This is a genomic window from Aeromonas sp. 96A (assembly GCF_051919165.1).
GTDB classification, from domain to species: Bacteria; Pseudomonadota; Gammaproteobacteria; order Enterobacterales; family Aeromonadaceae; genus Aeromonas; species Aeromonas veronii.
In genome coordinates this window covers 19,183-42,570 of sequence record NZ_JBQBFE010000001.1, presented here as the reverse complement: position 1 = coordinate 42,570, position 23,388 = coordinate 19,183, and the positions used below count along the sequence as shown (strand labels likewise).

Annotated in this window: 24 protein-coding genes, 1 tRNA gene, 1 pseudogene and 1 riboswitch; of the genes and pseudogenes, 9 read left to right on the top strand and 17 right to left on the bottom strand. The window is 57.9% G+C overall.

The window, feature by feature from the left end:
- Positions 1 to 19: 19 nt before the first annotated feature.
- Genes sapA through ACTG2W_RS00215 form a run of 5 tightly spaced genes read left to right on the top strand, consistent with a single transcriptional unit; the run spans position 20 to position 5,324 of the window.
- The gene (gene sapA / locus ACTG2W_RS00235; protein ID WP_041202111.1) at positions 20 to 1,615 is read left to right on the top strand and encodes an ABC transporter substrate-binding protein SapA; all 1,596 of its coding nucleotides are present in this window, start codon (positions 20 to 22) and stop codon (positions 1,613 to 1,615) included.
- Positions 1,616 to 1,617: 2 nt separating this feature from the next.
- Positions 1,618 to 2,577, top strand: coding sequence for an ABC transporter permease (locus ACTG2W_RS00230; RefSeq protein WP_005333676.1), 960 nt, complete (start codon positions 1,618 to 1,620; stop codon positions 2,575 to 2,577).
- Positions 2,578 to 2,612: 35 nt separating this feature from the next.
- A complete protein-coding gene (locus ACTG2W_RS00225; RefSeq protein ID WP_005333677.1) occupies positions 2,613 to 3,506 on the top strand; it encodes an ABC transporter permease subunit in 894 nt (297 codons plus the stop codon).
- Complete coding sequence (locus ACTG2W_RS00220) at positions 3,506 to 4,504, top strand: peptide ABC transporter ATP-binding protein (RefSeq protein ID WP_005333679.1); 999 nt, start codon at positions 3,506 to 3,508, stop codon at positions 4,502 to 4,504. Before ACTG2W_RS00225 ends, ACTG2W_RS00220 begins: the two co-directional genes overlap by 1 nt.
- A gap of 34 nt (positions 4,505 to 4,538) precedes the next feature.
- The gene (locus tag ACTG2W_RS00215; protein ID WP_005333681.1) at positions 4,539 to 5,324 is read left to right on the top strand and encodes a peptide ABC transporter ATP-binding protein; all 786 of its coding nucleotides are present in this window, start codon (positions 4,539 to 4,541) and stop codon (positions 5,322 to 5,324) included.
- A 105-nt stretch (positions 5,325 to 5,429) separates the two neighbouring features.
- Here ACTG2W_RS00215 and htpG read toward each other — a convergent pair whose 3' ends face one another.
- The 4 genes from htpG to ACTG2W_RS00195 all read right to left on the bottom strand — a co-directional run bounded on the left by htpG (position 5,430) and on the right by ACTG2W_RS00195 (position 8,984).
- Positions 5,430 to 7,343: a molecular chaperone HtpG gene (htpG, locus tag ACTG2W_RS00210; protein WP_106843748.1), complete on the bottom strand. Its 1,914-nt coding sequence runs from the start codon at positions 7,341 to 7,343 to the stop codon at positions 5,430 to 5,432.
- 176 nt (positions 7,344 to 7,519) lie between these two features.
- On the bottom strand, positions 7,520 to 8,122 hold the full coding sequence (recR, locus tag ACTG2W_RS00205; RefSeq protein WP_005352677.1) for a recombination mediator RecR: 603 nt from the start codon (positions 8,120 to 8,122) through the stop codon (positions 7,520 to 7,522).
- Between the two features lie 184 nt (positions 8,123 to 8,306).
- Positions 8,307 to 8,394: transfer RNA gene (locus ACTG2W_RS00200), tRNA-Ser, on the bottom strand.
- A 134-nt stretch (positions 8,395 to 8,528) separates the two neighbouring features.
- Entirely contained in the window at positions 8,529 to 8,984 is a 456-nt protein-coding gene (locus ACTG2W_RS00195) for a YbjN domain-containing protein (RefSeq protein ID WP_005337119.1), read from the bottom strand.
- A 156-nt stretch (positions 8,985 to 9,140) separates the two neighbouring features.
- Between ACTG2W_RS00195 and ACTG2W_RS00190 the strand changes: the two genes are divergently transcribed.
- Positions 9,141 to 10,478 (top strand): flavohemoglobin expression-modulating QEGLA motif protein, encoded by a 1,338-nt coding sequence (locus tag ACTG2W_RS00190; protein ID WP_106844485.1) that lies wholly within the window; start codon positions 9,141 to 9,143, stop codon positions 10,476 to 10,478.
- A gap of 78 nt (positions 10,479 to 10,556) precedes the next feature.
- Here ACTG2W_RS00190 and ACTG2W_RS00185 read toward each other — a convergent pair whose 3' ends face one another.
- Positions 10,557 to 11,138, bottom strand: coding sequence for a thymidine kinase (locus ACTG2W_RS00185; RefSeq protein WP_005337121.1), 582 nt, complete (start codon positions 11,136 to 11,138; stop codon positions 10,557 to 10,559).
- A 91-nt stretch (positions 11,139 to 11,229) separates the two neighbouring features.
- Entirely contained in the window at positions 11,230 to 12,810 is a 1,581-nt protein-coding gene (locus tag ACTG2W_RS00180) for a Na+/H+ antiporter NhaC family protein (protein WP_058057429.1), read from the bottom strand.
- A gap of 88 nt (positions 12,811 to 12,898) precedes the next feature.
- A riboswitch (Lysine riboswitch) is annotated at positions 12,899 to 13,070 on the bottom strand.
- 302 nt (positions 13,071 to 13,372) lie between these two features.
- Between ACTG2W_RS00180 and ACTG2W_RS00175 the strand changes: the two genes are divergently transcribed.
- Positions 13,373 to 13,777 (top strand): H-NS family histone-like protein, encoded by a 405-nt coding sequence (locus tag ACTG2W_RS00175; protein ID WP_075115902.1) that lies wholly within the window; start codon positions 13,373 to 13,375, stop codon positions 13,775 to 13,777.
- Between the two features lie 69 nt (positions 13,778 to 13,846).
- Here ACTG2W_RS00175 and ACTG2W_RS00170 read toward each other — a convergent pair.
- The 5 genes and pseudogenes from ACTG2W_RS00170 to ACTG2W_RS00150 all read right to left on the bottom strand — a co-directional run bounded on the left by ACTG2W_RS00170 (position 13,847) and on the right by ACTG2W_RS00150 (position 16,734).
- Positions 13,847 to 14,421: pseudogene (locus ACTG2W_RS00170) on the bottom strand (cob(I)yrinic acid a,c-diamide adenosyltransferase).
- Positions 14,418 to 14,648, bottom strand: coding sequence for a DUF3820 family protein (locus tag ACTG2W_RS00165; protein WP_005337126.1), 231 nt, complete (start codon positions 14,646 to 14,648; stop codon positions 14,418 to 14,420). Before ACTG2W_RS00165 ends, ACTG2W_RS00170 begins: the two are co-directional and overlap by 4 nt.
- 1 nt (position 14,649) lies before the next feature.
- Positions 14,650 to 15,321 (bottom strand): 7-carboxy-7-deazaguanine synthase QueE, encoded by a 672-nt coding sequence (queE, locus tag ACTG2W_RS00160; RefSeq protein WP_181281703.1) that lies wholly within the window; start codon positions 15,319 to 15,321, stop codon positions 14,650 to 14,652.
- 61 nt (positions 15,322 to 15,382) lie between these two features.
- A complete protein-coding gene (gene queC / locus ACTG2W_RS00155; RefSeq protein WP_005359893.1) occupies positions 15,383 to 16,090 on the bottom strand; it encodes a 7-cyano-7-deazaguanine synthase QueC in 708 nt (235 codons plus the stop codon).
- 20 nt (positions 16,091 to 16,110) lie between these two features.
- Positions 16,111 to 16,734: a tRNA-uridine aminocarboxypropyltransferase gene (locus ACTG2W_RS00150; RefSeq protein WP_106844488.1), complete on the bottom strand. Its 624-nt coding sequence runs from the start codon at positions 16,732 to 16,734 to the stop codon at positions 16,111 to 16,113.
- Here ACTG2W_RS00150 and rrtA point away from each other — a divergent pair.
- On the top strand, positions 16,733 to 17,326 hold the full coding sequence (rrtA, locus tag ACTG2W_RS00145; protein ID WP_440015963.1) for a rhombosortase: 594 nt from the start codon (positions 16,733 to 16,735) through the stop codon (positions 17,324 to 17,326). The two genes, ACTG2W_RS00150 and rrtA, sit on opposite strands and share 2 nt — an antisense overlap.
- Here rrtA and pyrF read toward each other — a convergent pair.
- From pyrF to cmk, 6 genes are all read right to left on the bottom strand, one after another.
- Positions 17,301 to 18,002 (bottom strand): orotidine-5'-phosphate decarboxylase, encoded by a 702-nt coding sequence (pyrF, locus tag ACTG2W_RS00140; protein ID WP_040069331.1) that lies wholly within the window; start codon positions 18,000 to 18,002, stop codon positions 17,301 to 17,303. The two genes, rrtA and pyrF, sit on opposite strands and share 26 nt — an antisense overlap.
- 18 nt (positions 18,003 to 18,020) lie before the next feature.
- A complete protein-coding gene (gene lapB / locus ACTG2W_RS00135; protein ID WP_005351163.1) occupies positions 18,021 to 19,187 on the bottom strand; it encodes a lipopolysaccharide assembly protein LapB in 1,167 nt (388 codons plus the stop codon).
- Positions 19,188 to 19,196: 9 nt separating this feature from the next.
- Positions 19,197 to 19,481 carry a LapA family protein gene (locus ACTG2W_RS00130; protein WP_005337143.1) on the bottom strand — a complete coding sequence of 95 codons (285 nt, stop codon included), beginning with the start codon at positions 19,479 to 19,481 and terminating at the stop codon, positions 19,197 to 19,199.
- Between the two features lie 158 nt (positions 19,482 to 19,639).
- Positions 19,640 to 19,924: an integration host factor subunit beta gene (ihfB, locus tag ACTG2W_RS00125; protein ID WP_005299934.1), complete on the bottom strand. Its 285-nt coding sequence runs from the start codon at positions 19,922 to 19,924 to the stop codon at positions 19,640 to 19,642.
- Positions 19,925 to 20,016: 92 nt separating this feature from the next.
- Positions 20,017 to 21,687, bottom strand: coding sequence for a 30S ribosomal protein S1 (gene rpsA / locus ACTG2W_RS00120; RefSeq protein ID WP_005337148.1), 1,671 nt, complete (start codon positions 21,685 to 21,687; stop codon positions 20,017 to 20,019).
- 94 nt (positions 21,688 to 21,781) lie between these two features.
- Positions 21,782 to 22,474: a (d)CMP kinase gene (gene cmk / locus ACTG2W_RS00115; protein WP_019444698.1), complete on the bottom strand. Its 693-nt coding sequence runs from the start codon at positions 22,472 to 22,474 to the stop codon at positions 21,782 to 21,784.
- 248 nt (positions 22,475 to 22,722) lie between these two features.
- Between cmk and ribA the strand changes: the two genes are divergently transcribed.
- Positions 22,723 to 23,316 (top strand): GTP cyclohydrolase II, encoded by a 594-nt coding sequence (gene ribA, locus ACTG2W_RS00110; RefSeq protein WP_106844489.1) that lies wholly within the window; start codon positions 22,723 to 22,725, stop codon positions 23,314 to 23,316.
- Positions 23,317 to 23,388 lie beyond the last annotated feature (72 nt).

Below are 23,388 nucleotides of genomic sequence, written 5' to 3'. Positions count from 1 at the left end.
ACATGGTTCAACAATGAGAATGCTCACACCCTTGCTGCTGGGTCTGCTGGTACTGGTCACCGGCTGCCAGAAGCAACCCGAGGCCTCCAAAACCGGACTCATCTATTGTGCTGAGGGCTCCCCCCTCTCCTTCAATCCCCATGTTTCCAACTCCGGGGTGACACTGGATGCCAGTGCCCGTCCGCTCTACGACCGCCTGCTGGAGGTGAACCCCAACACCCTGGCGCTGGAGCCGGCGCTCGCCACCAACTGGCATGTCAGCGAGGATGGCCTCACCTATACCTTGACCCTGCGCAAGGGGGTGACGTTTCACCATACCCCCTGGTTCAAGCCCACCCGCACCTTCAATGCCGATGACGTGGTCTTTACCTATGCCCGTCAGCTTGACGAACAGCACCCCTATCACAATGTCTCCGGCGGCGATTACCCCTACTTCTACAGCCTGGGGCAAGATCTGCTGATCAAGCGGGTGAGCAAGAAGGGGCCGCAGACGGTGGTATTCGAGCTGAACCAGCCGAACGCCTCCTTCCTCGCCACCCTGGCCAGCGACTATGCGGTGATCCTCTCCGCCGAATACGCCGAGCAGATGTTGCAGGCGGGCACGCCAGCCCTGCTGGATAGCCGCCCCATCGGCACCGGGCCGTTCAGCTTCAAGGAGTATCGCCACAACGAGTTCATCCGCTATCTGCGCCACCCTGGCTACTGGGGCGGCGATGCCAAGATTGAACAGCTGGTCTACGACATCACCCCCAAATCCGCCAAACGGCTGGCCAAGCTGCTGACCGGCGAGTGCGACGTGATGAGCACCCCTTCCGCCAGCCAGCTCTCGGTGATCAAGCAAAATCCGGCGCTGAGCCTCTCGGTCCAGTCGGGGATGAACGTGGCCTTTTTGGCCCTCAATACCCGCAAGCCGCCGTTCAACAACGTCAAGGTGCGTCAGGCCATTGCCAGCGCCATCAATATCGACAACCTGCTTCAGGCGGTCTATTTCGATACCGGCCTGCCCGCCAACAGCCTGCTGCCGACCCTCTCATGGGGGTACAACCCCAGCCTGCCCGAGCGCAAACCCGACCTGAAACGGGCGCGTCAGCTGCTCAAGGAGGCGGGTCTGGAGAAAGGGTTCGAGATGCAGGTGCTGGTGCAACCGGACGCCCGCCCCTACAACCCGGATGCGGTCAAGACCGCCCAGCTGATCCGCAGCGATCTGGCCAAGGTCGGGATCAAGCTCAAGATCGTGCAACGGGAGTGGCCGGTGATCGAAGGCCGCCTCACCAAGGGGCAGTACGACAGTCTGCTCTCCGGCTGGATTGCCGACAACGCCGATCCGGACAACTTCTTCCGCCAGCTGCTGAGCTGCTCGGCAGTGGAGCGCGGCAACAACTACAGCCGCTGGTGTAGCCCGGCCTTCGATCAGTTGCTGGATGATGCGGTCACCACGCCCCAGCTCTCGTTCCGGCTGCGCAACTACTACTATGCCCAGACCCTGCTTAACGAACAGCTGCCGCTGATCCCGCTGGCGCACGCCTTGCGTACCCAGGTCAGCCGCAGCGACATCGAGGGCCTGACGCTGATGCCCTTTGGCGGCACCTCCTTCAACCAGGCTCACAGGGAGTAAGCATGCTTCTATACACCTTGCGCCGCATCAACCTGCTGCTCATCACCCTGCTGGCGCTGACCTTTGTTGCCTATCTGCTGGACTATCGGCTGATCGGCCATCAACTCAGCTTCTGGAGCGGCTACCCCGATTTCCTGCGTCGCATTTTCGCAGGTGACCTGGGGCTCTCCAGCGTCTCCGGGCTACCGGTGCTGGACGAGATCCGCCACTACTTCCCGGCGACCCTCATCCTCTGTCTGGCGGCGTTCGCCATCTCACTACTGGTGGGGATCCCTCTCGGCACCCTGGCGGCCCTGTCCCAGGGCAAGACGCTGGATCTCTCCATCATGACTGCCGGTCTTATCGGCTATGCGGTGCCGGTGTTCTGGCTGGCGCTGCTGGTGGTAATGCTCTTTTCGCTGGATCTCGGCTGGTTGCCAGCCTCCGGGCAGATCAGCCTGCTCTACGACGTCCCCCCCATTACCGGCATCGCGGTGATCGATGTGCTGCTCAGCAACGAACCCTGGCGGCAAGCGGCGCTGCACGATGCCCTGCGCCACCTGATCCTTCCGTCATTGGTGCTGGCGGTGGTGCCCACCACCGAGGTGATCCGCCATGTGCGCAGCTCCCTCATCGACGTGATGAAGCAGAACTACATCAAGGCGGCAGCGAGCCGGGGCCTTTCCAAAGCGCAGATCGTCTGGCGCCATGGTCTGAAGAACGCCCTGCCGCCGGTACTGCCGCTGCTGGGTCTGCAGCTAGGCAGCGTACTCACCTCCGCCATGATCACCGAGGTGGTGTTCGAGTGGCACGGGATCGGCCGCTGGCTCATCAGCAGCATCGCCCTGCAGGATTACGCCGCCATTCGCGGCGCGACCCTGGTGGTGGCCAGTTTCGTGATCCTGACCAGCGTCAGCACCGAGTTGCTGACCACCCTTATCTATCCGGCACGGCGCAAAGAGTTGTATGCCAAACAAGATTGAACGCGCTCATGGCGTGACCAGGAGCCAAGTATCCTATGCAAGATAAATCGAACATCTATCCCGAGCTCAAGATCCTCTCGCCCCTTGAGCAAACGTGGGCCTCCTACAGCCGCAATCCGCTGGCGATGGCGGGGCTATGGTGCTTTTTGCTGTTGCTGCTCATCACGCTGGTGGGGCCGCTGGTCGTCCCCTATGGCATAGATGAACAGCACACCGACAAGCTGCTGCTGGCCCCCTCCTGGGCGGCGACCGGCAACATCGACTACTTCCTCGGCACCGACGATCTGGGGCGCGACATGCTCTCCCGGCTGGTGGTGGGGGCGCGCCTCACTTTCGGCTATGCGCTGGTCGTGGTGGTGATCGCCATGGTGGTGGGCTCCGCCATCGGTATCCTCGGCGGGATGAGCAAGGGACTTAAATCGAGCGTGCTGCACCACCTGCTCGATACCCTGCTCTCCATCCCCTCCCTGCTGATGGCCATCATCATGGTCGCCATCATGGGGCCAGGTTTTGGCAATACCCTGATAGCCATTACCCTGGCGTTGATCCCGCCCTTTATCCGGGCCACCTACAACGCAGTACATGCCGAGATGCAGAAGGAGTACATCACCGCCAGCCGCCTCGATGGCTCGCCCCCCTTCCGGATCATGCGTCTGGCTATTTTGCCCAACATTGTCGAAACCCTGGTGGCCCAGACCACCCGCACCTTGTCGGCAGCTATTCTCGATATCTCGGCAGTCGGTTTTCTTGGCCTCGGCGCCCAATCTCCCCAACCGGAGTGGGGCACCATGCTGGCCGATTCGAGCGACCTTATCTATCTCGCCCCCTGGACAGTCACCCTGCCCGGCATCGCCATCCTGTTCAGCGTGCTGGTGACCAATTTAGTTGGTGAAGGCATTCGCGAAGCACTCAAAGAGGGGAACGACTGATGCCGCTGCTCGACATACGCAATCTCACCATCGAGATAGATACCCCGCAAGGCAAGGTCAAGGCGGTGGACAAGGTGAGCCTGACCCTGACCGAGGGGGAGATCCGCGGTCTGGTGGGTGAATCCGGCTCCGGTAAAAGTCTGATCGCCAAAGTGATCGTCGGCATCGAGAAGGACAACTGGACGGTACGTGCCGACCGGATGCGCTTCAACGACATGGATCTGCTGACCATGGCCCCCAAGGAGCGCCGTCGCATCATGGGCCGCGAGATCGCCATGATCTTCCAGGACCCCATCAGCTGTCTCGACCCCTCCGAGGAGATCGGCACCCAGCTGGAAGAGGCGATCCCGACCGATTCGTTCGAGGGACAATTCTGGCAGCGCTTCCAGTGGCGCAAGAAGAAGGCCATCGCCCTGCTGCACCGGGTAGGCGTCAAGGATCACCGCAAGGTGATGCGCGCCTATCCCCACGAGCTGTCGGATGGCATGTGCCAGAAGGTGATGATCGCCATGGCCATTGCCAACCAGCCGCGTCTGCTGGTAGCCGACGAGCCCACCAGCGCCATGGAGTCCACCACCCACTCCCAGATCCTGCGACTGCTGGACAAGATGAACAAGCTGGGTAATACCACCATCCTGATCATCAGTAACGATATCGCCGCCATCGCCAACCTGACCGATACCATCAACGTGATGTACTGCGGCCAGATGGTGGAAGTGGGCACCCGGGAGCAGATCCTCGAGACCCCGCATCACCCCTATACCGATGCCCTGCTCAAATCGATCCCCGACTTTGACAAGCTGGTGCGCCACAAATCGCGCCTCGAGACCCTGCCCGGCGTCATCCCGCCGCTGCAACACCTGCCCATCGGCTGCCGTCTGGGGCCGCGCTGCCCCTACGCCCAGAAGCAGTGCGTGCAGACTCCGTTGATGAACAAGATCAAGGGCCATCAGTTCAGCTGCCACTTCCCGCTGAACATGGAGGAGCCGAAAAAATGATGACCGTTAATGCCCCCATGAAGGAGCCCCGCTTGTGATCGAGCCATCCCTGTTGCAGGTCAGAGGCCTTAGCAAAACCTACCAGAACCGCACCGGTCTGTTCCGTCGTCAGGCGGTGGAGGCGATCAAGCCCCTCTCGTTCGATCTCGAAGTGGGTCAGACCCTCGCCATCGTCGGCGAAGCTGGCTCCGGCAAGAGCACCCTCGCCCGCATTCTGGCTGGCATGATCGAGCCCACCAGCGGCGACATCGCCATCGACGGCCAGCTGATGGTGCATGGCGATTACCAGACTCGCTGCAAACTGCTGCGGATGATTTTTCAGGATCCCAACACCTCGCTGAACCGCAAGATCCGGGTCGGCCAAATTCTGGAAACCCCGCTGCGTCTCAACACCGAGATGACCGAGGAGGAGCGCCGCGAGAAGGTGGTGCAGACCCTGCGTATGGTGGGGATGCTGCCGGATCACGCCCTGTTCTATCCGCAGATGCTCTCCTCCGGTCAGCAGCAGCGGGTGGCGCTGGCGCGGGCGCTGATCCTCAACCCCAAGATAGTGGTGGCCGATGAGGCGCTCTCCACCCTGGATATCTCGGTACGCTCCCAGATCATCAATCTGCTGCTGGAGATGCAGGAGACCATGGGACTGAGCTATGTGCTGGTAGCCAACGACTTGGGCATCGTCAGCCATATCAGCGACGAAGTGCTGGTGATGCACGAAGGTCGGGTGGTGGAGCGCGGCAAGACCCTCAAGGTGTTTGCCGATCCCCAGCATGAGGTGACTCGCCGTCTCATCCAGAACTACAACAACGAATACCGCAAATAGAGAGGCGCTGGCCGCCTCCCTCACCGCTGTGTTTCGACGAGCTCACACGGCGGGATCAAAAAAGCCCACTGCATGCAGTGGGCTTTCTGTTACCGGCGTTGCTGCTTAGGCTTGCAGCAACAGACGGTTGATGCGGGAGACGAAGTTCGCCGGATCGTTCAGCCCGCCCTGCTCGGCCAACTGGGCCTGTTCGTGCAGCAGGGTGACCCACTCACCGAACAGTGCCTCGTCTTCAATGGTGTCGAGTTTCTTCACCAGCGCGTGATCAGGGTTGAGCTCCAGAATGTACTTCTGCTCCGGTACCGGCTGGCCGGCTGCACGCATCAGCTTGATCATCTGGGTGCTCATACCGTAAGCGTCGGTGACGATACAGGAGGGGGAGTCGGTTAGACGGTGAGTGACACGCACCTCTTTCACTGCATCACCCAGGCTCTTCTTGACCCGCTCCACCAGACCGGCGTTGGCCTTCTCGGCCTCCTCCTGCGCCTGTTTGGAGGCTTCGTCTTCCAGATCGCCGAGATCCAGTTCGCCACGGGTGACGGAGATGAGCTGCTTGCCGTCGAACTCGGTCAGGTGGCTCATCAGCCACTCGTCCACGCGCTCCCACATCAGCAGCACTTCGACACCCTTCTTGCGGAAGATCTCGAGATGCGGGCTGTTCTTGGCAGCGGCATAAGAGTCGGCGGTGATGTAGTAAATCTTCTGCTGACCTTCCTTCATGCGGCCAACGTAATCCTCGAGAGAGACGGTCTGGGCTTCGCCCTCACCAGCGGTGCTAGCAAAGCGCAGGAGCTTGGCGATCTCTTCGCGGTTGGCGTAATCCTCGGCCGGGCCCTCTTTGAGCACGTTACCGAACTCTTTCCAGAACTTGGCGTACTTCTCGGCATCATCTTTCGCCAGCTTGGAGAGCATGGTCAGCACGCGCTTTGAGCAAGCCTTGCGCAGGGAGGCGGTCACCTTGTTGTCCTGCAGGATCTCGCGGCTGACGTTGAGAGGCAGATCGTTGGAGTCCAGCACCCCTTTGACGAAACGCAGGTAGGTCGGCATAAACTGCTCGGCGTCATCCATGATGAAGACGCGCTGTACGTAGAGCTTCAGACCGTGCTTCTGCTCGCGGTTGTAGAGGTCGAACGGTGCGCGGGCCGGTACGTAGAGCAGGCTGGTGTACTCCTGCGCCCCTTCCACCCGGTTGTGGCCCCACAGCAGCGGATCTTCAAAGTCGTGGGCGACGTGCTTGTAGAACTCCTGATACTCCTCGTCCTTGATATCTTTCGGGTTGCGGGTCCAGAGTGCCGTGGCGCGGTTGACCTGCTCCCACTCACCCGGGGTGCCGACGATGGTCTCACCATCCTCTTCGCGATCCGGGGTGCCTTCTTTGTACATCTCTACAGGCACGCTGATGTGATCGGAATATTTGCCCACCACGGAGCGCAGACGCCAGTCGTCGAGGAACTCGTCCTCTTCGGCGCGCAGGTGCAGGATAACGTCGGTTCCGCGACCCTCTTTGGTCACGTCAGCCACAGTGAAGGAGCCTTCCCCTTCCGATTCCCACTGTACGCCCTGCTCCGGAGCAGTACCGGCGGCACGGGAGACCACGGTCACCTTGTCGGCCACGATAAAGGCGGAGTAGAAACCGACCCCGAACTGGCCGATCAGCTGAGAATCCTTACCCTGATCGCCGGAGAGGTTTTTGAAGAATTCTGCGGTGCCGGACTTGGCGATGGTACCCAGGTGCTCAATCACCTGATCACGGGTCATACCGATCCCGTTATCGGAGATGGTCAGGGTACGCTTCTCTTTGTCCACCACCAGACGCACACGCAACTGGCCGTCGTTTTCGAACAAAGAGGCATCGGAAAGCGCCTTGAAGCGCAGCTTGTCCGCCGCATCGGATGCGTTGGAGATCAGCTCGCGCAGGAATACTTCTTTGTTGGAGTAGAGGCTGTGAGCCATCAGGCTCAGCAGTTGTTTGACTTCAGTCTGAAAGCCGTGGGTTTCGGCATGAACACTTTGGGTCATGGACCAATCCTCAGAAACATCGGGTTGAACATATGCCCAACCTAGATGGGGACGGCCAATCAAATATCAAGGGGCGAGTGTGCAATCCCGCTCACTCGCCCCTTTAAATCCGCTCAAACGGCTATTTCTTACCCAGCGCGACCGCTATTAATGCGGGGAAACTGGCTGGCACCTTGCTATTTCAAGCGTTGGCGCCCCATCAGGGAGTGGGAGAGCGTGGTGCCATCCACCAGCTCCAGCTCGCCCCCTACCGGCACCCCGTGGGCGATGCGGCTCACCTCTACCCCGGCGGTGCGGGCCATATCGGCGATATACCAGGCGGTGGCATCCCCTTCAATGGTGGGATTGGTGGCGAGGATCAGCTCGCTGATGTGCTCTTCCTTCAGACGGCGCTCGAGAATATCGAGCCCCAGCTCCTCCGGGCCTATGCCGTCCAGCGGCGACAGATGGCCCATCAGCACAAAGTAACGACCGGAAAACTGACCGGTCTGCTCGATGGCCGCCACGTCCGCCGGGCTCTCCACCACGCAGAGCAGGCCATTCTCTTCCCGCTTGGGATTGGCGCAGATATCGCAGCGGTCATTCTCGGTAAAGGTGCGACAGTGGCTGCAGTGGCCAATCTCGGTCAGGGCGCGAGAGAGCAACTGGGCCAACCGCAAACCGCCGCTGCGCTCACGCTCGAGCAGGGTAAAAGCCATCCGCTGGGCAGACTTGGGCCCCACCCCCGGCAATACCTGCAGGGCTTTCATCATCTCATCGAGCAGGGGACTGAACTTCATAACACTCCTTACACGGGCCTGCCTCTCGCCACCACCAGGGCCACGACGGGTCAGCAAAACAGGATAACGCCATTGGCGCAGGACTATACCCGAGCCCGCCGCCCATCGCCATCGGCTTGCCCACAGCGCTCGCAAAAAACCGGATAGCAAAAAGCCCTGATGTTTCCATCAGGGCTTTGCAAGTTGGCGGTGAGGGAGGGATTCGAACCCTCGATACGTTGCCGTATACACACTTTCCAGGCGTGCTCCTTCAGCCACTCGGACACCTCACCAAATTTTGGTCTGTGGTTTAACGTGTTCAGCCAACACGGTGTTCGCTACGCTGTTGCGCTGGAACGGGGCGTAATTTAGGGGAAAGCCCCGCCCGCGTCAACGGCTTTTTTCACCTGGCGAACCGTTCGAACACTTAATGCACAGATTCCGGTGCGACCTGGATTTCCGGCAGGTTGAGGAAGCCGGAACGTTCGCATTCGGCAACCAGTTCGTGGGTGGCAGCGATGGTGCTTTGCACGAACAGCAGGAACTGCTCGACGCTGAGTCCGGCCTTGGTAAAGACGGTGTGGCCGACCACCAGCCGCGGCAGGTTGTCATCGATGATATCGAGAAACACCTTGAGGGAGGGGTACTGCATATTGAGTCGGCCCAGTTCGGCAACCAGCGGCAGCATTGCGGAGGGGCGCACTTCCAGCTCGGAGGAGAACAGCAGGCCTTCCTCTTCCACGAAGATCCGGCTCTCCTGAATACCATCGACCGACTGCAAAGAGACAATGTGGATACCGTGACACTGGTCGCAGACATAGTGCTCGATACGAGCCTGTTGCAACCAACGCATTATCATTTCGGAGCTGGGGATATTCATCATTTCCACGACAAGATTGGGATCAAGGGGCGCAGTCTAAACCAATTTGCTATCAACAAAAAGCACGCCAACCCGATAACCCTGCGGCTCGCTTTTTTGGCAAGCGCTATGCATATACTCAGCCAAATCCACGATGACGCTTGCCCCACAGGGGGCCCCATGACTATCCAAGAAAAGTATCGCCTTCATCTGAAGTCACTCTCGGATGAGCTGCTCACCCTGCAAAAACCCATCCGCATTCTGGATGCCATCAAATGGCCACGCCATCTGCAGGATCGCTTTCTGGCAAGCGGTGGCAGGGAGCTGCCCGCTATCGACAGGCACTTCTATGATGCCCTCCCCCTCGGCTTCGATCCGCGCAACAAGTATCTGGAGCTCAAGGAGCTGCGGGACCGGATCCGCAGAAAACTGGGGCCACAGGACGATCTTGGCCGGATCCTGCAAGAGACGGTCGATCAGTACATGGTGGTGATCGAGATGCTGCGCCAGCGCGGCCAACCCGATTTTCAGCGTTACAGCCAGCTGCTTTATGGCTCTGCCAGCGATCACCTGCGTGGGGATCGCAAGACCCTCAAGGAGCTGGGCGCCCGCCTGTGCGATATATTCTCCCTGCCCGGCGCGCGCCATCTGGTGCGCCCCTACCCCAAGGAGTTCGAAGGAGAAGCCGCGGTCGCCAAACTGCAGGGCAAGCTGTCGAGCTACTTCAGTGACGGCACTGTGCAAGTGAAGCTGAGCGATGGCATCGTCTCCGATGCCGCTGCCGGTGGCGACTACATCAAGCTCAACTCCCACGCCCGTTTCTCCGAGCTGGATTTGCAGGTACTGGAGGTACACGAGGGGTGGGTCCATGTCGGCACCACCCTCAACGGTCGCCAGCAGCCTTATGCCACCTGGCTGAGCGCCGGTTCACCGCGGATCACCGCCTGTCAGGAGGGGCTGGCCGTCCTGATAGAGACCCTCACCTTCAGCTCCTTTCCGGATCGGGCCAAGCGTATCTCCGATCGGGTGATGGCCATCGACATGGCCGAGCGCGGCGCCGATTTTATCGAGGTGTTTCAGCACTTCGTGCAGCAGGGCACCAGCGAGCACGACGCCTACAAGATCACCCAGCGGGTCTTTCGTGGCGGCATGGTGGGCGGCGGCGCCTGCTTTACCAAGGATCTCTCCTACGTGCGTGGCTATGTGGAGACGGTCAACTTCATCCGCAGCGCCGTACTGGAAGGGGTGCCCGAGATCCTGCCGATGCTGTTTGTCGGCAAGGTGACACTGGATGACATTCCGGTGCTCTATCAGCACTATCTGGAGGGGCTGATCGCCGCTCCCCGCTATCTGCCGCCGATGTTTCGCGATCTCACCGGCCTCTATGTCTGGTTCGGTTTTGCCTCCGGCATGTCACTGGTCGATATCGGCCGGGTACAGCACCATTTTCGCCAGCTGTTTCAACACCTGCCGGTGGCCGACCCCATCATTGCGCCGGTAGATATCGAGATCGACTGAACATCAGAGAAGCAAGCAGGAAAATAAAAAGGGCGCCAGATTGGCACCCTTCTCGACTATTCAGATATCGCAGCCGACTTACTTGTAGGCCCGACCTTCGAGATAGTGCTTGCGACAGAGCGACACATAGCGATCGTTGCCGCCGATCTCCACCTGTTCGCCATCACGCATCACCTGACCCGCTTCGTTGACCCGGGAGTTCATGTGAGCCTTGTTGCCACACCAGCAGATGCTCTTCAGCTCTTCAAACTTGTCGGCCAGACAGAGCAGATGGTAGGAGCCCGGGAACAGCTCGCCGCGAAAATCGGTCTTGAGGCCATAGGCCATCACCGGAATATCCTGCTCATCGACGATGCGGGCCAGCTGGTAGACCTGCTCACGGGTCAGGAACTGGGCCTCGTCCACGATGAAAACATCGATATGTTTCTTCGCATGGCGCTCTTTCACCATTTCAAACAGATCGCAGCTGTCGCTGAACACGTCCACCTTCAGTTCAAGGCCAACCCGGGCACTGATCACCCCGACCCCGAAACGGTCATCGATGGCTGGCGTCATCGCCAGAGGATGCATGCCCCGCTCCAGATAGTTGAAGTGCGCCTGAATGAGCTGGGTGGATTTGCCTGAATTCATGGTGGCAAATTTGTAGTGCAGTGAAGCCATGATACTGTTCCGAAACTGAATTTATGGGGCGCATGCTAACCAAAGCCCCTGACAAAACCAAGGGGCCCGCGGGCCCCTTGCTCTATAAATGTTACGCGGTGGCCAGCACTGGCCGCGCTTTGGCCTTTTTCAGGTGATAGCCGGTAAAGAGCACGAACCAAAGGGCACTGACACTGAAACCGGCCAGGCTGGAGTGCATCAAGCCCATCGCCAGGTAACCCATGGCCGCACCAAAGGCGATGGCCAGTGCATAGGGCAGCTGGGTCATCACGTGATCGATGTGATGGCAACCGGCACCGGTGGCAGAGAGGATGCTGGTGCTGGAGATGGGTGAGCTGTGATCCCCGAACACCGAGCCAGCCAGTACCGCAGCCAGCATCGGCAACATCAGGCTGATGTCGCTGGCGGCGGCCATGTCACCGGCCAGCGGCAGCATGATGCCGAAGGTACCCCAACTGGTGCCGGTAGCAAACGCCATGGCACAGGAGAGGATAAAGACCACAGCAGGCAGCACTTCGATCGGCAGGTTACCGTTAGCCAGCGAAGCCAGATACTTGCCGGTCTCCACGTCGCGCACCACGGCACCTATGGTCCAGGCAAACAGCAGGATGTTGATGGCTGGCAGCATGGCCATGACGCCTTGCGGAGCGGCTTTGATCCAGTTTTTGGCACCCAGCTTCAGGCGCATCGCCAGACCGATGGAGACCACCAGACTGCACAGGGCACCGTAAACCAGCGAAGAGCCGACGTTGGTGTTTTCGAACGAGCCGAGCACGCTGAACGGCAGTCCTTTCTCGCTCAGCACCGCGGCACCGGAATCGATCATGAAATAGATGGTGGCCGCAGTCAGGGTCAGGATCGGCAATACCATGTCGATCATGCCGCCGTTGCTCTCTTCCGGGCTCTCCATATCCAGACCGATAGGGCGGCCCTTGGACTCATCCCACAGCTTGCCTTCCAGCGCCCACGCTTCGTGTTGACGCATCGGGCCGATATCGAGTTGGAATGCAATCACCACCAGCACCATGATCAGGGTGAAGACGGCGTAGAGGTTCATCGGGATCATCTCGACAAATGCCGCGATGGGGCTCTGTTCGGTCAGACCGTGGGCCGCCATGATGCCGCCCACCAGGGCGATGATATAGGCGCCCCAGGAGGAGATGGGCATCAGCACGCAGACCGGCGCCGCGGTGGAGTCCAGCAGATAGGCCAGTTTGGCACGGGAGATCTGGAAGCGGTCGGTCACCGGACGGCAGATGGCCCCCACCGACAGGCTGTGGAAGAAGTCATCGATAAAGAAGGCAAACACCATCATGCCAGTCAGGGCTTTGGCGCCCTTGCGGGTCTTGGCACGACGCTCGGCCCACTCGGCAAAGGCACGGGTCGCCCCGGAGACGCTCATCAGGCTGATGAGGCCACCCAGCAGCAGCATAAACAGGATCATGTTGACGTTGTCACGATTGAGCGCGCCATCGACCCAGAAGATCTTGAGCACGGTATTCAACATGTAATGCAGGGATTCGAGGGGTGAAAACTGATTGAGCAGCAAACTGCCGGTGACGATGCCCACACCAAGGGACAGCAGCACGCGGCGGGTCATGATCGCCAGCGCGACAGCCAACAGGGGGGGAAGAACGGACCAACCGGAGTCGGCGAAATGACTAATGTCCATGATCTCTTTGCACCTAAAGATTACAGGTGGAGATCTACCGAGAGGATCTAAAGAAACAAAACCTATGGGGAGGTCATACTCCTCAGCCCCTTCAGGTAGCGCTCCATAGTGGATGACTATGGCAGTCCTGCACCTATTAGATGCAGAACCAGCAGCCCGGTATGATGGCCTGGCCACTTCGGCGCTGACTCCTTTCCTTGTGCATCACAGGCATCACCCTCCGCACAAATACTCATAGGCAGCGCGCCTCTACTTAAAGGTATTCGCCGCACATTTTATCGAGATGGCAGCTTATAGCAAGTTTTTTGATTAAATAGTCACGATAAACATATCAAGGTCGGAAAATGGTAGTCAAATGATGCAACAACGCCAGCTTTGACGCTATTTTCACCTATTGCGGCTTCATTGGCATCCAATCACCAAGCCTATTGCAGGCCATATTAAATATCTGTATTGATGTTCCCCACGGATATTATATTTAACCCGGCTTGACTTATTTAAATCACCAAGCAAGAATCTGCTGGAACATAATATTTTTCTCTGACTCGACGTGGTAACTCCTATGAATGAATTTTTAAAGGTACTGCTTAATATCCGCAGTCTGCGTGCGACCTGCCGCGAGCTTTCTCTGGAACAACTGGAAGAGGCACTGGAAAAACTCTCTACTATCGTTGCTGAACGTCAGCAGGATGAAGCTGCCGAGCGTCAGGCCCGTGAAGAGCATCTGCGGAAAATTAACGAATATAGCGAAATGCTGAAAGCCGCCGGTATTGACCCGGCAGAATTGGTAAGCGCTGTCGCCACCAACCCCGGCAAATCAGAAAAAGCCAAGCGGGCGCCACGTCCTGCCAAATATCGCTATCAGGATAATGGCGTAGAGAAAACCTGGACCGGCCAGGGCCGTATGCCTTCGGTCATTGCCAGCGCAGTGGCAGCAGGCAAATCACTGGAAGACTTTGCTATCTGATCTCAATCTCGTTGCTAATAAAAAACCTCGCCAAGGCGAGGTTTTTTATTGCCGCTTAAACGTGAAATATCAGATAGCTGATTGCGGGCGATCTGCTGCCTTGACCCATAGCACTTCACGCTCCCCTGCCACGCAAATGAGATAGCGGGCAACGGTAAAGAACCAGTCACTCATCCGGTTCAGATAGGGCAGCACCTCGGGATTGACCCGCTCTTCCCGGCTCAATGTCAGCAGCAAACGCTCGCAATGACGCACCAGAGTACGCACCACATGTGCTTGCGCCGCGGCACGGGAACCACCGGGCAATATAAATTGGCGCAGCGGTGGCAATGGCTCGCTATAACGATCTATCTGCTGTTCAAGGCGAGTGGTCCAGGCGGCATTAACTTGCCAAATTGATTCATTCTGGGCGTCGCTGGAGAATGCCAACTCCCCCCCAGATCAAACAACTCCTGTTGCAACAGCTGTAAATCAGCCAATAAGCCGACCTCTTGCGACGGGACGTCACAAATCAGCAAGCCAATATGGGAGTTGAGCTCATCGATATAACCGTAGGTCTCGACCCGCAAATGATCCTTGGGCAATGGGATACCATCGGCCAGCCGGGTCATGCCCTTGTCGCCCTGCCTCGTATATATTCTCATACCGACATCCTGTTAATAATGGGAATAATCATGGACTCGAGTCCATTGAGTTTGATTTCGTAAGCCAACGCCAGCGTCTGGCCCAATTTACCCGCCGGAAAACCGCTGCGCGCCATCCACACCAGATAGGGCTCGGGAATATCGATGATACGTCGACCCTGATATTTACCGTAAGGCATCTTGTTGGTCAGGGTCAGCAGCACCTGTTCGTCGGATAGCCAATCCATATTAATCGATATCCAGATATTTATGAGTCTGGATTGAGAGTCGCCAGTTACGCGCGATACAGGTATCCATCGCCAATTGGGTGGCCCTTGGCTTCTGGCTGATCGGCTGCAAGGCAATGACCACATCAGGGCGTAGAGTAGCAGTAGCGAGCAGCGTATCCAGCTCTTCAATATGGTGCTCGGTGGCCACCGGATGCTTGATCTCGTTGGCCCGCTCCAGCGCCGAGACCAGCACAGGCAGCCCCCCTTTCATGCCAATTTTGGGGGAGACGGTCACCCAGGTCTGCTCATGGGTCTTGATCTCGCTGGTGCCACTGGTTTCAATCTGCACCTGATAACCCGCCGCCAGCAGGGCAGACGAGAGTTCGTGCAGATCGTAGAGGCAGGGCTCGCCACCGGTGATCACCACATGGCTCGCCTGATAACCCAGGTCGGTAAAGCTCTTGATAATCTGCGCGGTGCTAAGTTGGCTCCAACAATCGGATTCGTTGGAGCGATCCAGCACCGCCGCCTTGCCCACTTCACGAGCCGGATCAACAACCCAAGTATGACGGGTATCGCACCAGGGGCAGCCCACCGGGCAACCCTGCAGGCGAACAAAGATGGCGGGCAGGCCGGTAAAGATGCCCTCCCCCTGGATGGTCTGGAAAATCTCGTTGATTGGGTAGTGCATCTCGATCACGGCTTGTTGCAAAAGTCGCGGATTATACCCCAAGCCACGACAAGACGCAGGCTCACTCTGCGCTTTTCTCGCCCAGCCCGGTTTTCTCAAACAGTCTGGCCATAATGCCCGCCTTGTCGGCTAGATAGTTGTTCAGGCCGCGACTGCGCAGTTCACACGCAGGACACGTGCCGCAACCGTCACCGGCAATGCCGTTGTAGCAGGTCAGGGTCTGCTGGCGCACCGTGTCGAGGTGACCATAGTGATCCGCCAGTGCCCAGGTCTCGGCCTTGTCGAGCCACATCAAGGGAGTTTCAAAACGGATGCCGCGATCCAACCCCAGCGACACCGCCTGATTGAGGGCCTTGACGAACTCGTCACGGCAATCGGGATAGCCGGAGAAGTCGGTCTCGCAGACACCGGTGATCACAGCTTCGGCGCCCACCTGATAGGCATAGATGGAAGCCAGGGTCAGGAACAGGATATTGCGACCCGGCACGAAGGTGTTGGGCAGCCCGTTATCCTGCAGCTCGCAGCTGACCGGGATGTCGTCACGGGTCAGGGCAGAGACCGCCAGCTCATTGAGCAGCGTCACATCCATCACCTTGTGGGCGGCGATCCCCAGAGCACTGCCCAGACGACGCGCGGTGTCGATCTCTTCCCGATGGCGCTGGCCATAGTCGAAGGTGATGGCGTGCACTTCATCATACCGGGCCAATGCCTGTACCAGACAGGTGGTGCTGTCCTGACCGCCACTGAAAACCACGACTGCTTTTTTCATCTTGATAACTCCTTCAAATGTCACGCGCGGCGGCCTTCGGCAAAGTCCTGCCACTGGGTATTCAACCGGTTAAACAGGGTCAGCAAGGGCGTATAGTGCTCCGGCCTCCCCTCCCACAGGGACAAGAGGTGATAGCCCGCCTCTATGGTAGAGAGGGCATCGGGAAAGGGTTTCTTACGAATGGCATATTGACCGGCAATGGCACCAATGCCGATGCGGGGCAAGCGGGCCAGTGCCGGGTTGCTCTGCAACATGCGATAGGCTTTGCGCCAGGTGCCGTCAAGCAAGATAAAGGCGACGGATGCGGAGCCAGAGGATTCACTCTCCCACTGTTGGCGAAGATCGGTCAGCGAAATAGCATCCTCATCCGGCCAGAGTAGATAGCAGCGACGGGAAAGATCTGCAAGCAACCCATTGAGCCACTCATCGCGGGAAAAGTCCTCCCCCACATGGATCTCGCACTGTTGCAAAGAGGCCGCCAGCAGTGCCGCGGTCCCCTTGGGATGTGCCACCTCGTTGGGGTGCTGCAAGATGTAGAGGGGCGTGTGATTGTCAACCGGCACAATATAATCGCACAGGCAGGCTTTGAGGGCTCGGGTGCAACGTGTACAGTATCGACTGTTCTTGTCGTTGGACTGTTTCATGTTGTCAGACAAATCTGGATTGCTCTGGGTTATCACGCTCTCTCTCACCAGCTTGCTACTCTTCTTTACCGTTCCCAATCTTCAGCTCTCCTTCGATCGGCCCTTGATCGCCGGGGGCGAAGGGTGGCGGATCATAACAGGCAATCTGGCTCATACCAATCTGTGGCACCTGCTGCTCAATCTGGGCGGCCTCGCCATCCTCTATAGCCTGTTTCGCGACTATCTGGGTGGGGCTCGCCTGCCGCTGCTGATGTTGCTGCTCTGGCTGGCAGTGGGCTTGGGGATCTGGTGGTGGTGCCCGCAGACCCAGTGGTACATGGGACTATCCGGCTCGCTGCATGGTCTGTTTGTCTGGGGGGCAATGCAGGATATCCGCCACGGACGCCGCACGTCGGGCTGGCTACTGTTGGCAGGGATGGGGCTCAAGCTGGCGATGGACTTCTACAACGCAGGAGAGAGCCCGATATCCACCCTGATCAATGCCAAGGTACACATCGGCTCTCATCTTATCGGGGCAGGTGCAGGCCTGTTGCTCGACCTGCACCGTGTATCACTGAGTGAGCCTGTTACGCACCAACCAGCTCGGCATTGATGCTGGCCAGCATGGCGGCCGGATCGGCAGCCTGCGTAATGGGGCGACCGATAACCAGATAATCGGACCCCGCCTCGACCGCCGCTTTCGGTGTCATCACCCGGCGCTGATCCCCAGCCGCTGAACCGGTCGGGCGAATACCCGGGGTCACCAGCTTGAAATCTTCGCCCAGCAAGGCTTTCAACTCATGGGCCTCGTTGGCAGAGCAGACAACCCCATCCAAGCCGGATGCCTTGGTCAAGGTAGCCAGCCGGATCACCTGCTCGGCAGGGCTCACATCCAACCCGAGGGGGATCATGTCGGACTGCTCCATGCTGGTCAGCACGGTCACGCCGATAAGCAGGGGGGCCTTGTCGCCATAAGGCAGTAGCGCCTCTTTGGCGGCACGCATCATCCGCTCACCACCACTGGCATGCACGTTGACCATCCAGACACCGAGCTCGGCACTGGCTGCCACCGCTTTGGCAACGGTATTGGGAATATCGTGAAACTTCAGATCCAGAAAGACATCGAATCCCTTGGCCACCAGCTGGCGTACAAACTGCGGGCCAAACAGGGTAAACATCTCCTTGCCTACCTTGAGACGGCACTGGGCCGGAGAGATACGTTCAACGAACGCTAAGGCATCTGCCTCGTGCTGATAATCCAGCGCTACCAGTACTTTGGGATCTTGCATCTCACATCCTATTGCTTGTTATTCACCGTCCAGACCGCGGATCGGCTTGATGGAACCCCACTGGCGACAAGACGGGCACTGCCAGAACAACGAGTGAGTGGCAAAGCCGCACTGCCGACACTTGTGGGTTGACTTGATTTTTATCTGCTCGCCGACCAGCTGTTGCAGCAGTTCGAGGCTCTCCTTGGCAGGCCCCTCCTCCGCACTGGCCAGTTGAAAACCCACCAACTGGTAAAAACCTTTCATCGAGGGATGACGACGCAGCTGACGCAGCACCAGTGAACGGGCCTGGCTCAGGCCATCACGCTCTTCAACCAGCTTGGCAAGGGCCAGGGTCACGCTGACACCGGCGTGATCTTCCACTGCCTTCTCAAGCAGCGGGATCAACGCAGGCGTGCGCCCCAACTGCTGATAGCACTCGAGCAATTTGGGCATCGCCTCGGAGGCAAAGTCGATATCCTGCTCGAACACACGCAGCAGCTCCTTGCTGGCCTGCTCATACTCCCCTTCCGCCATGGCAAGCTCAGCGAGGCGCAAACTGGCCCGGGCACATGCCGGATTGATACTGAGCGCCCGTTTGAGCTTGGCCAGCCCCTCCCCTTTATTGCCCTCACGCAGCGCGATCTCGGCTTGTTCGCAATAGAAATGGGAGATGGGGTCGGCCAGCTTCTTGCCCTGGAATTTTTGCAGACGCACCGCCACATCGATGGCTTTATCCCAATCCCGCAACTGCTGATGGATGATCAACAGCTGTGCCAGCGCCGTCTCTTCAAAATCGCTGTCGTCACACAGCTCATTCCAAAGCGCTTCCGCCCGGTCCAGCAGACCAGCAGCCAAAAAGTCGCGCGCAAGCTCCTGCAGGGCAAGCTGGCGCTGCTCCCGGGTCAATTGGCGGGTTACCAGGTTCTGGTGGATCTTGATGGCACGATCGACCTCCCCACGCTGGCGAAACAGGTTGCCGAGGGAGAGGTGTGTTTCGATGGTTTCACTGTCCACCTCAAGCAGTTGGATAAAGAGATCCACCGCCTTGTCGGATTCATCGGACAGCAAATAGTTGAGGCCCGCCACATACTGGCGGGAAAACTGGTTACTCTGTTTTTGGGTGTCCTGGCGAACACTCCTGCGGCCCATGTACCAACCATAACCGGCGGCGATGGGCAACAGCAGGAAAAGCAGTTCAAGCATTGAGGAACATTATTCCTTACCCGGTGACCGGGCCAGCTCCAACTCGCGGGATTGACGACGCATGGTGCGGTTGAGGGTGCGGTTTTGCATTTTCAGGCGCAGGAACAGCAGGCCGAATACCAGCCAGCCCAGCAAAAAACCGCCAGCGAAGAAGAAGCCCAACAGCATGGCAAGTGAAAACTCACCCTGAGCGATCAGGTAATTGAACTGAACCAGCTGGCCATTTTGTGAGCCCAGCGCCAGGGTCAGAACAAACACCAGCACCAGCGGAATGAGGGCCAAAATACGCTTCATAAGAGCTCCCTGTCAGTATCTAATGAGAGGCTGATTATCCTTAAAATCGCAGGCAGACTCTAGAGTGAATGGGAAAAGAGTTTAAGAAACAAGACGATTGGCACAGGAATCGGTGCCAAAAAGAAAAAAGGCATACCCGAGGTATGCCCATTTCTGCATTATTCAATGATGTTGACGCGCTCGCGCAACTCTTTACCAGGTTTGAAGTGCGGGACATATTTCCCGGTCAGTTCAACCTTGTCCCCAGTCTTGGGGTTGCGGCCCACACGGGGCGCACGATAGTGCAGTGAAAAACTGCCAAATCCGCGGATTTCAATCCGGTCGCCGTTTTGCAAGGTCGACGCCATCTGCTCAAGGATCTCCTTGATGGCGGCTTCGACATCCTTGGCCGGCATATGCATGCGGCTGGCTGCCAGTTGTTCGATGAGATCTGATTTGGTCATAACGTTAAATCTCCTTCCCCGATCACATGCAATATTCATTTTGCCAGGATAAAAAAGGGCGGCGCAATGCCGCCCTTTTCTTGCATCAAGGATTACTCACCCTTGGCGGCTTTGAACGCTTCCATCATAGCATTGCTGAACACAACTTCTTCTTGCTGGTTCAGGTTATCGATAGCAACACGCTCATCAGCCTCGTCCTTAGCACGGACAGACAGGCTTACGGTGCGGTTCTTACGATCAACGCCCATGAATTTAGCTTCAACTTCGTCACCAACAGACAGCACCAGAGTGGCGTCTTCTACACGGTCACGAGCAGCGTCGGAGGCACGCAGGTAGCCTTCTACGCCATCAGCCAGTTCGATAACGGCACCTTTGGCATCAACCTCGGTAACCTTACCCTTCACGATAGCACCTTTCTTGTTGTCAGCCAGGTACTTGTTGAACGGGTCTTCTTCGATCTGCTTGACACCCAGGGAGATGCGCTCACGCTCCGGATCCACTTGCAGAACAACGGCTTCGATCTCGTCGCCTTTCTTGAATTCACGCACGGCTTCTTCGCCCTGGTTGTTCCAGGAGATGTCAGACAGGTGAACCAGGCCGTCGATGCCGCCATCCAGACCGATGAAGATACCGAAGTCAGTGATGGACTTGATCTTGCCGGAAACACGGTCGCCTTTGGCGTGAGTTTCGGCAAACAGCTGCCACGGGTTGGATTTGCACTGCTTCAGACCCAGGGAGATACGACGACGCTCTTCGTCGATGTCCAGAACCATCACGTCAACCACGTCGCCAACGTTAACAACTTTGGACGGGTGGATGTTCTTGTTGGTCCAATCCATCTCGGATACGTGTACCAGGCCTTCAACGCCTTCTTCGATTTCAACGAAGCAGCCGTAGTCGGTCAGGTTGGTCACGCGGCCAGACAGACGGGTGGTCTCCGGGTAACGCTTGGCGATAGCAACCCAGGGATCTTCGCCCAGCTGCTTCAGACCCAGGGATACACGGGTACGCTCGCGGTCGAACTTCAGAACCTTGACAGCGATCTCGTCGCCAACGTTGACGATTTCGGAAGGATGCTTAACGCGCTTCCACGCCATGTCGGTGATGTGCAGCAGGCCGTCAACACCGCCCAGATCTACGAATGCACCGTAGTCGGTCAGGTTCTTGACGATACCCTTAACTTCTTGACCTTCTTGCAGGTTAGCCAGCAGGCTTTCGCGCTCGGAGGTGTTCTCGGTCTCGATCACGGCACGACGAGAAACAACAACGTTGTTGCGCTTCTGGTCCAGCTTGATGACTTTGAACTCGAGTTCTTTGTTTTCCAGGTGAGCGGTGTCACGGATCGGACGCACGTCAACCAGAGAACCCGGCAGGAAGGCACGGATGCCGTTCAGTTCAACGGTGAAACCACCCTTGACCTTGCCGTTGATGATACCGATAACGGTAGCTTGCTCTTCGTAAGCCTTCTCAAGCTGCAGCCAGGCTTCGTGGCGCTTGGCTTTTTCGCGGGACAGCTTGGTTTCGCCGAAACCATCTTCGATAGAGTCCAGAGCCACGTCAACGGTGTCGCCGACGTTGATTTCCAGCTCGCCCATGGCGTTCTTGAATTCTTCAGCCGGGATAGCGGACTCGGATTTCAGACCGGCGTCAACCAGTACGAAACCGTTCTCGATAGCAACGACAGTACCCTTGACGATGGAACCTTGACGGGTTTCAACGGCGTTCAGGGACTCTTCAAAGAGTTGAGCAAAAGATTCGATCATTGTTTATGTCACAAATGAAACATCCACTTGCAATCCGGCACAAGCGGGGCTGTTTTAAATAATCTGCGCCTTCCTTGGTGCAGACGACCGGATGTCAGCTTGCGCTGGCATCACCAAGTTGTTGCTCTGCATAGGCGAGCACTGTTGCCAGCACTTCATCTATGGTCATGGCGGTAGAGTCTACCACCAGAGCATCTTCTGCCGGTTTCAGGGGGGCAGTAGCGCGATTTCTGTCGCGATCGTCACGTTCCCGAATCTCGGTTAAAAGACGCTCAAAGTTAACATCAAAGCCCTTATCTTGCAACTGCTTATAGCGACGCTGGGCCCGTTCTTCGGCACTGGCGTCGAGGAAAATCTTCACCTCGGCCTCGGGAAAAACCACGGTACCCATGTCACGACCATCGGCAATCAGACCCGGGGCCTGACGAAATGCCCGCTGACGGCGCAGCAAGGCTTCGCGCACCCGGGGGAAGGCGGCGATTTTACTGGCAGCATTACCCACTTCTTCGGTGCGGATGGTGCGGGAGACATCTTCCCCTTCCAGGATCACCTTGACCAGATCGCCCTCAACCTGAAATTGCACATCCAGATTGGCAGCCAGTGGCACCAGTGAGGCTTCACTGTCCAGCTCTACATCGTGATGCAGGGCGGCCAGGGACAACACCCGATAGATGGCGCCCGAGTCCAGCAAGTGCCAACCCAGCTTCTCAGCAAGCAGCTGACACAAGGTGCCTTTACCTGCACCACTGGGGCCATCAATTGTCATTACGGGGGCCATCTGAGGCATAACTTCTCTCCTGCACTGTGTTGCTCCCATCCCGAAGGGGTGGGTTAATGGGCGCCGATTATACCCGAATGTGGTGAGCCTGGCAGTCATCAATCCGCACAAAGGGCCAAAACCCCGCCGGACAGCTGTGCTTGTATCTCATTTGGAGATTTCATTAAGCAATGCAGGGACTTGTTCTTATGGTCGTTCCTGACAAGGCGCGCTAAACTGGCCCCCTTTTTTGAGCCGTTAGTAGTAAGGAGCAACCTATGAGCAGCGTTACCCTCGTGGCCAAATCCAACTTGCCAACCCCCTGGGGCACCTTCACGCTGGTAGGTTTTCAGGAAACCGGCACAGGCAAAGATCACGCCGCACTGGTGATGGGCGACATTACCGGTGAAGAGCCTGTGCTGGGCCGGATCCACTCAGAGTGCCTGACCGGCGACGCCCTGTTCAGCCTGCGTTGTGACTGCGGTTTCCAGTTGCAGGCGGCCATGGAAAATATCGCCAAAGCCGGTCGTGGCGTGTTGCTGTATGTGCGTCAAGAGGGCCGTGGCATCGGCTTGCTCAACAAGATCCGCGCCTATCACCTGCAGGATCAGGGGGCCGATACCGTGGAGGCCAACGTAGCCCTTGGTTTCGCCGCCGATATGCGCGACTACACCATCTGCGCCGATATGCTCAAGCAGCTTGAGGTCAAGTCTCTCAAACTGATGACCAACAACCCGCGCAAGATGAAAGCCATGGAATCCTTCGGTATTCCGGTGGCCGAACGGGTACCGTTGCAGGAAGGGCGCAATCCCCACAACGAGTTCTATCTGTCGACCAAGGCCAACAAGCTGGATCACATGCTCAAAAAATGAGCCTGCATTGACGAATGCCAGATAGTCAAACGCCTCCCAATCGGAGGCGTTTTTCTTGGAACGACCACACAT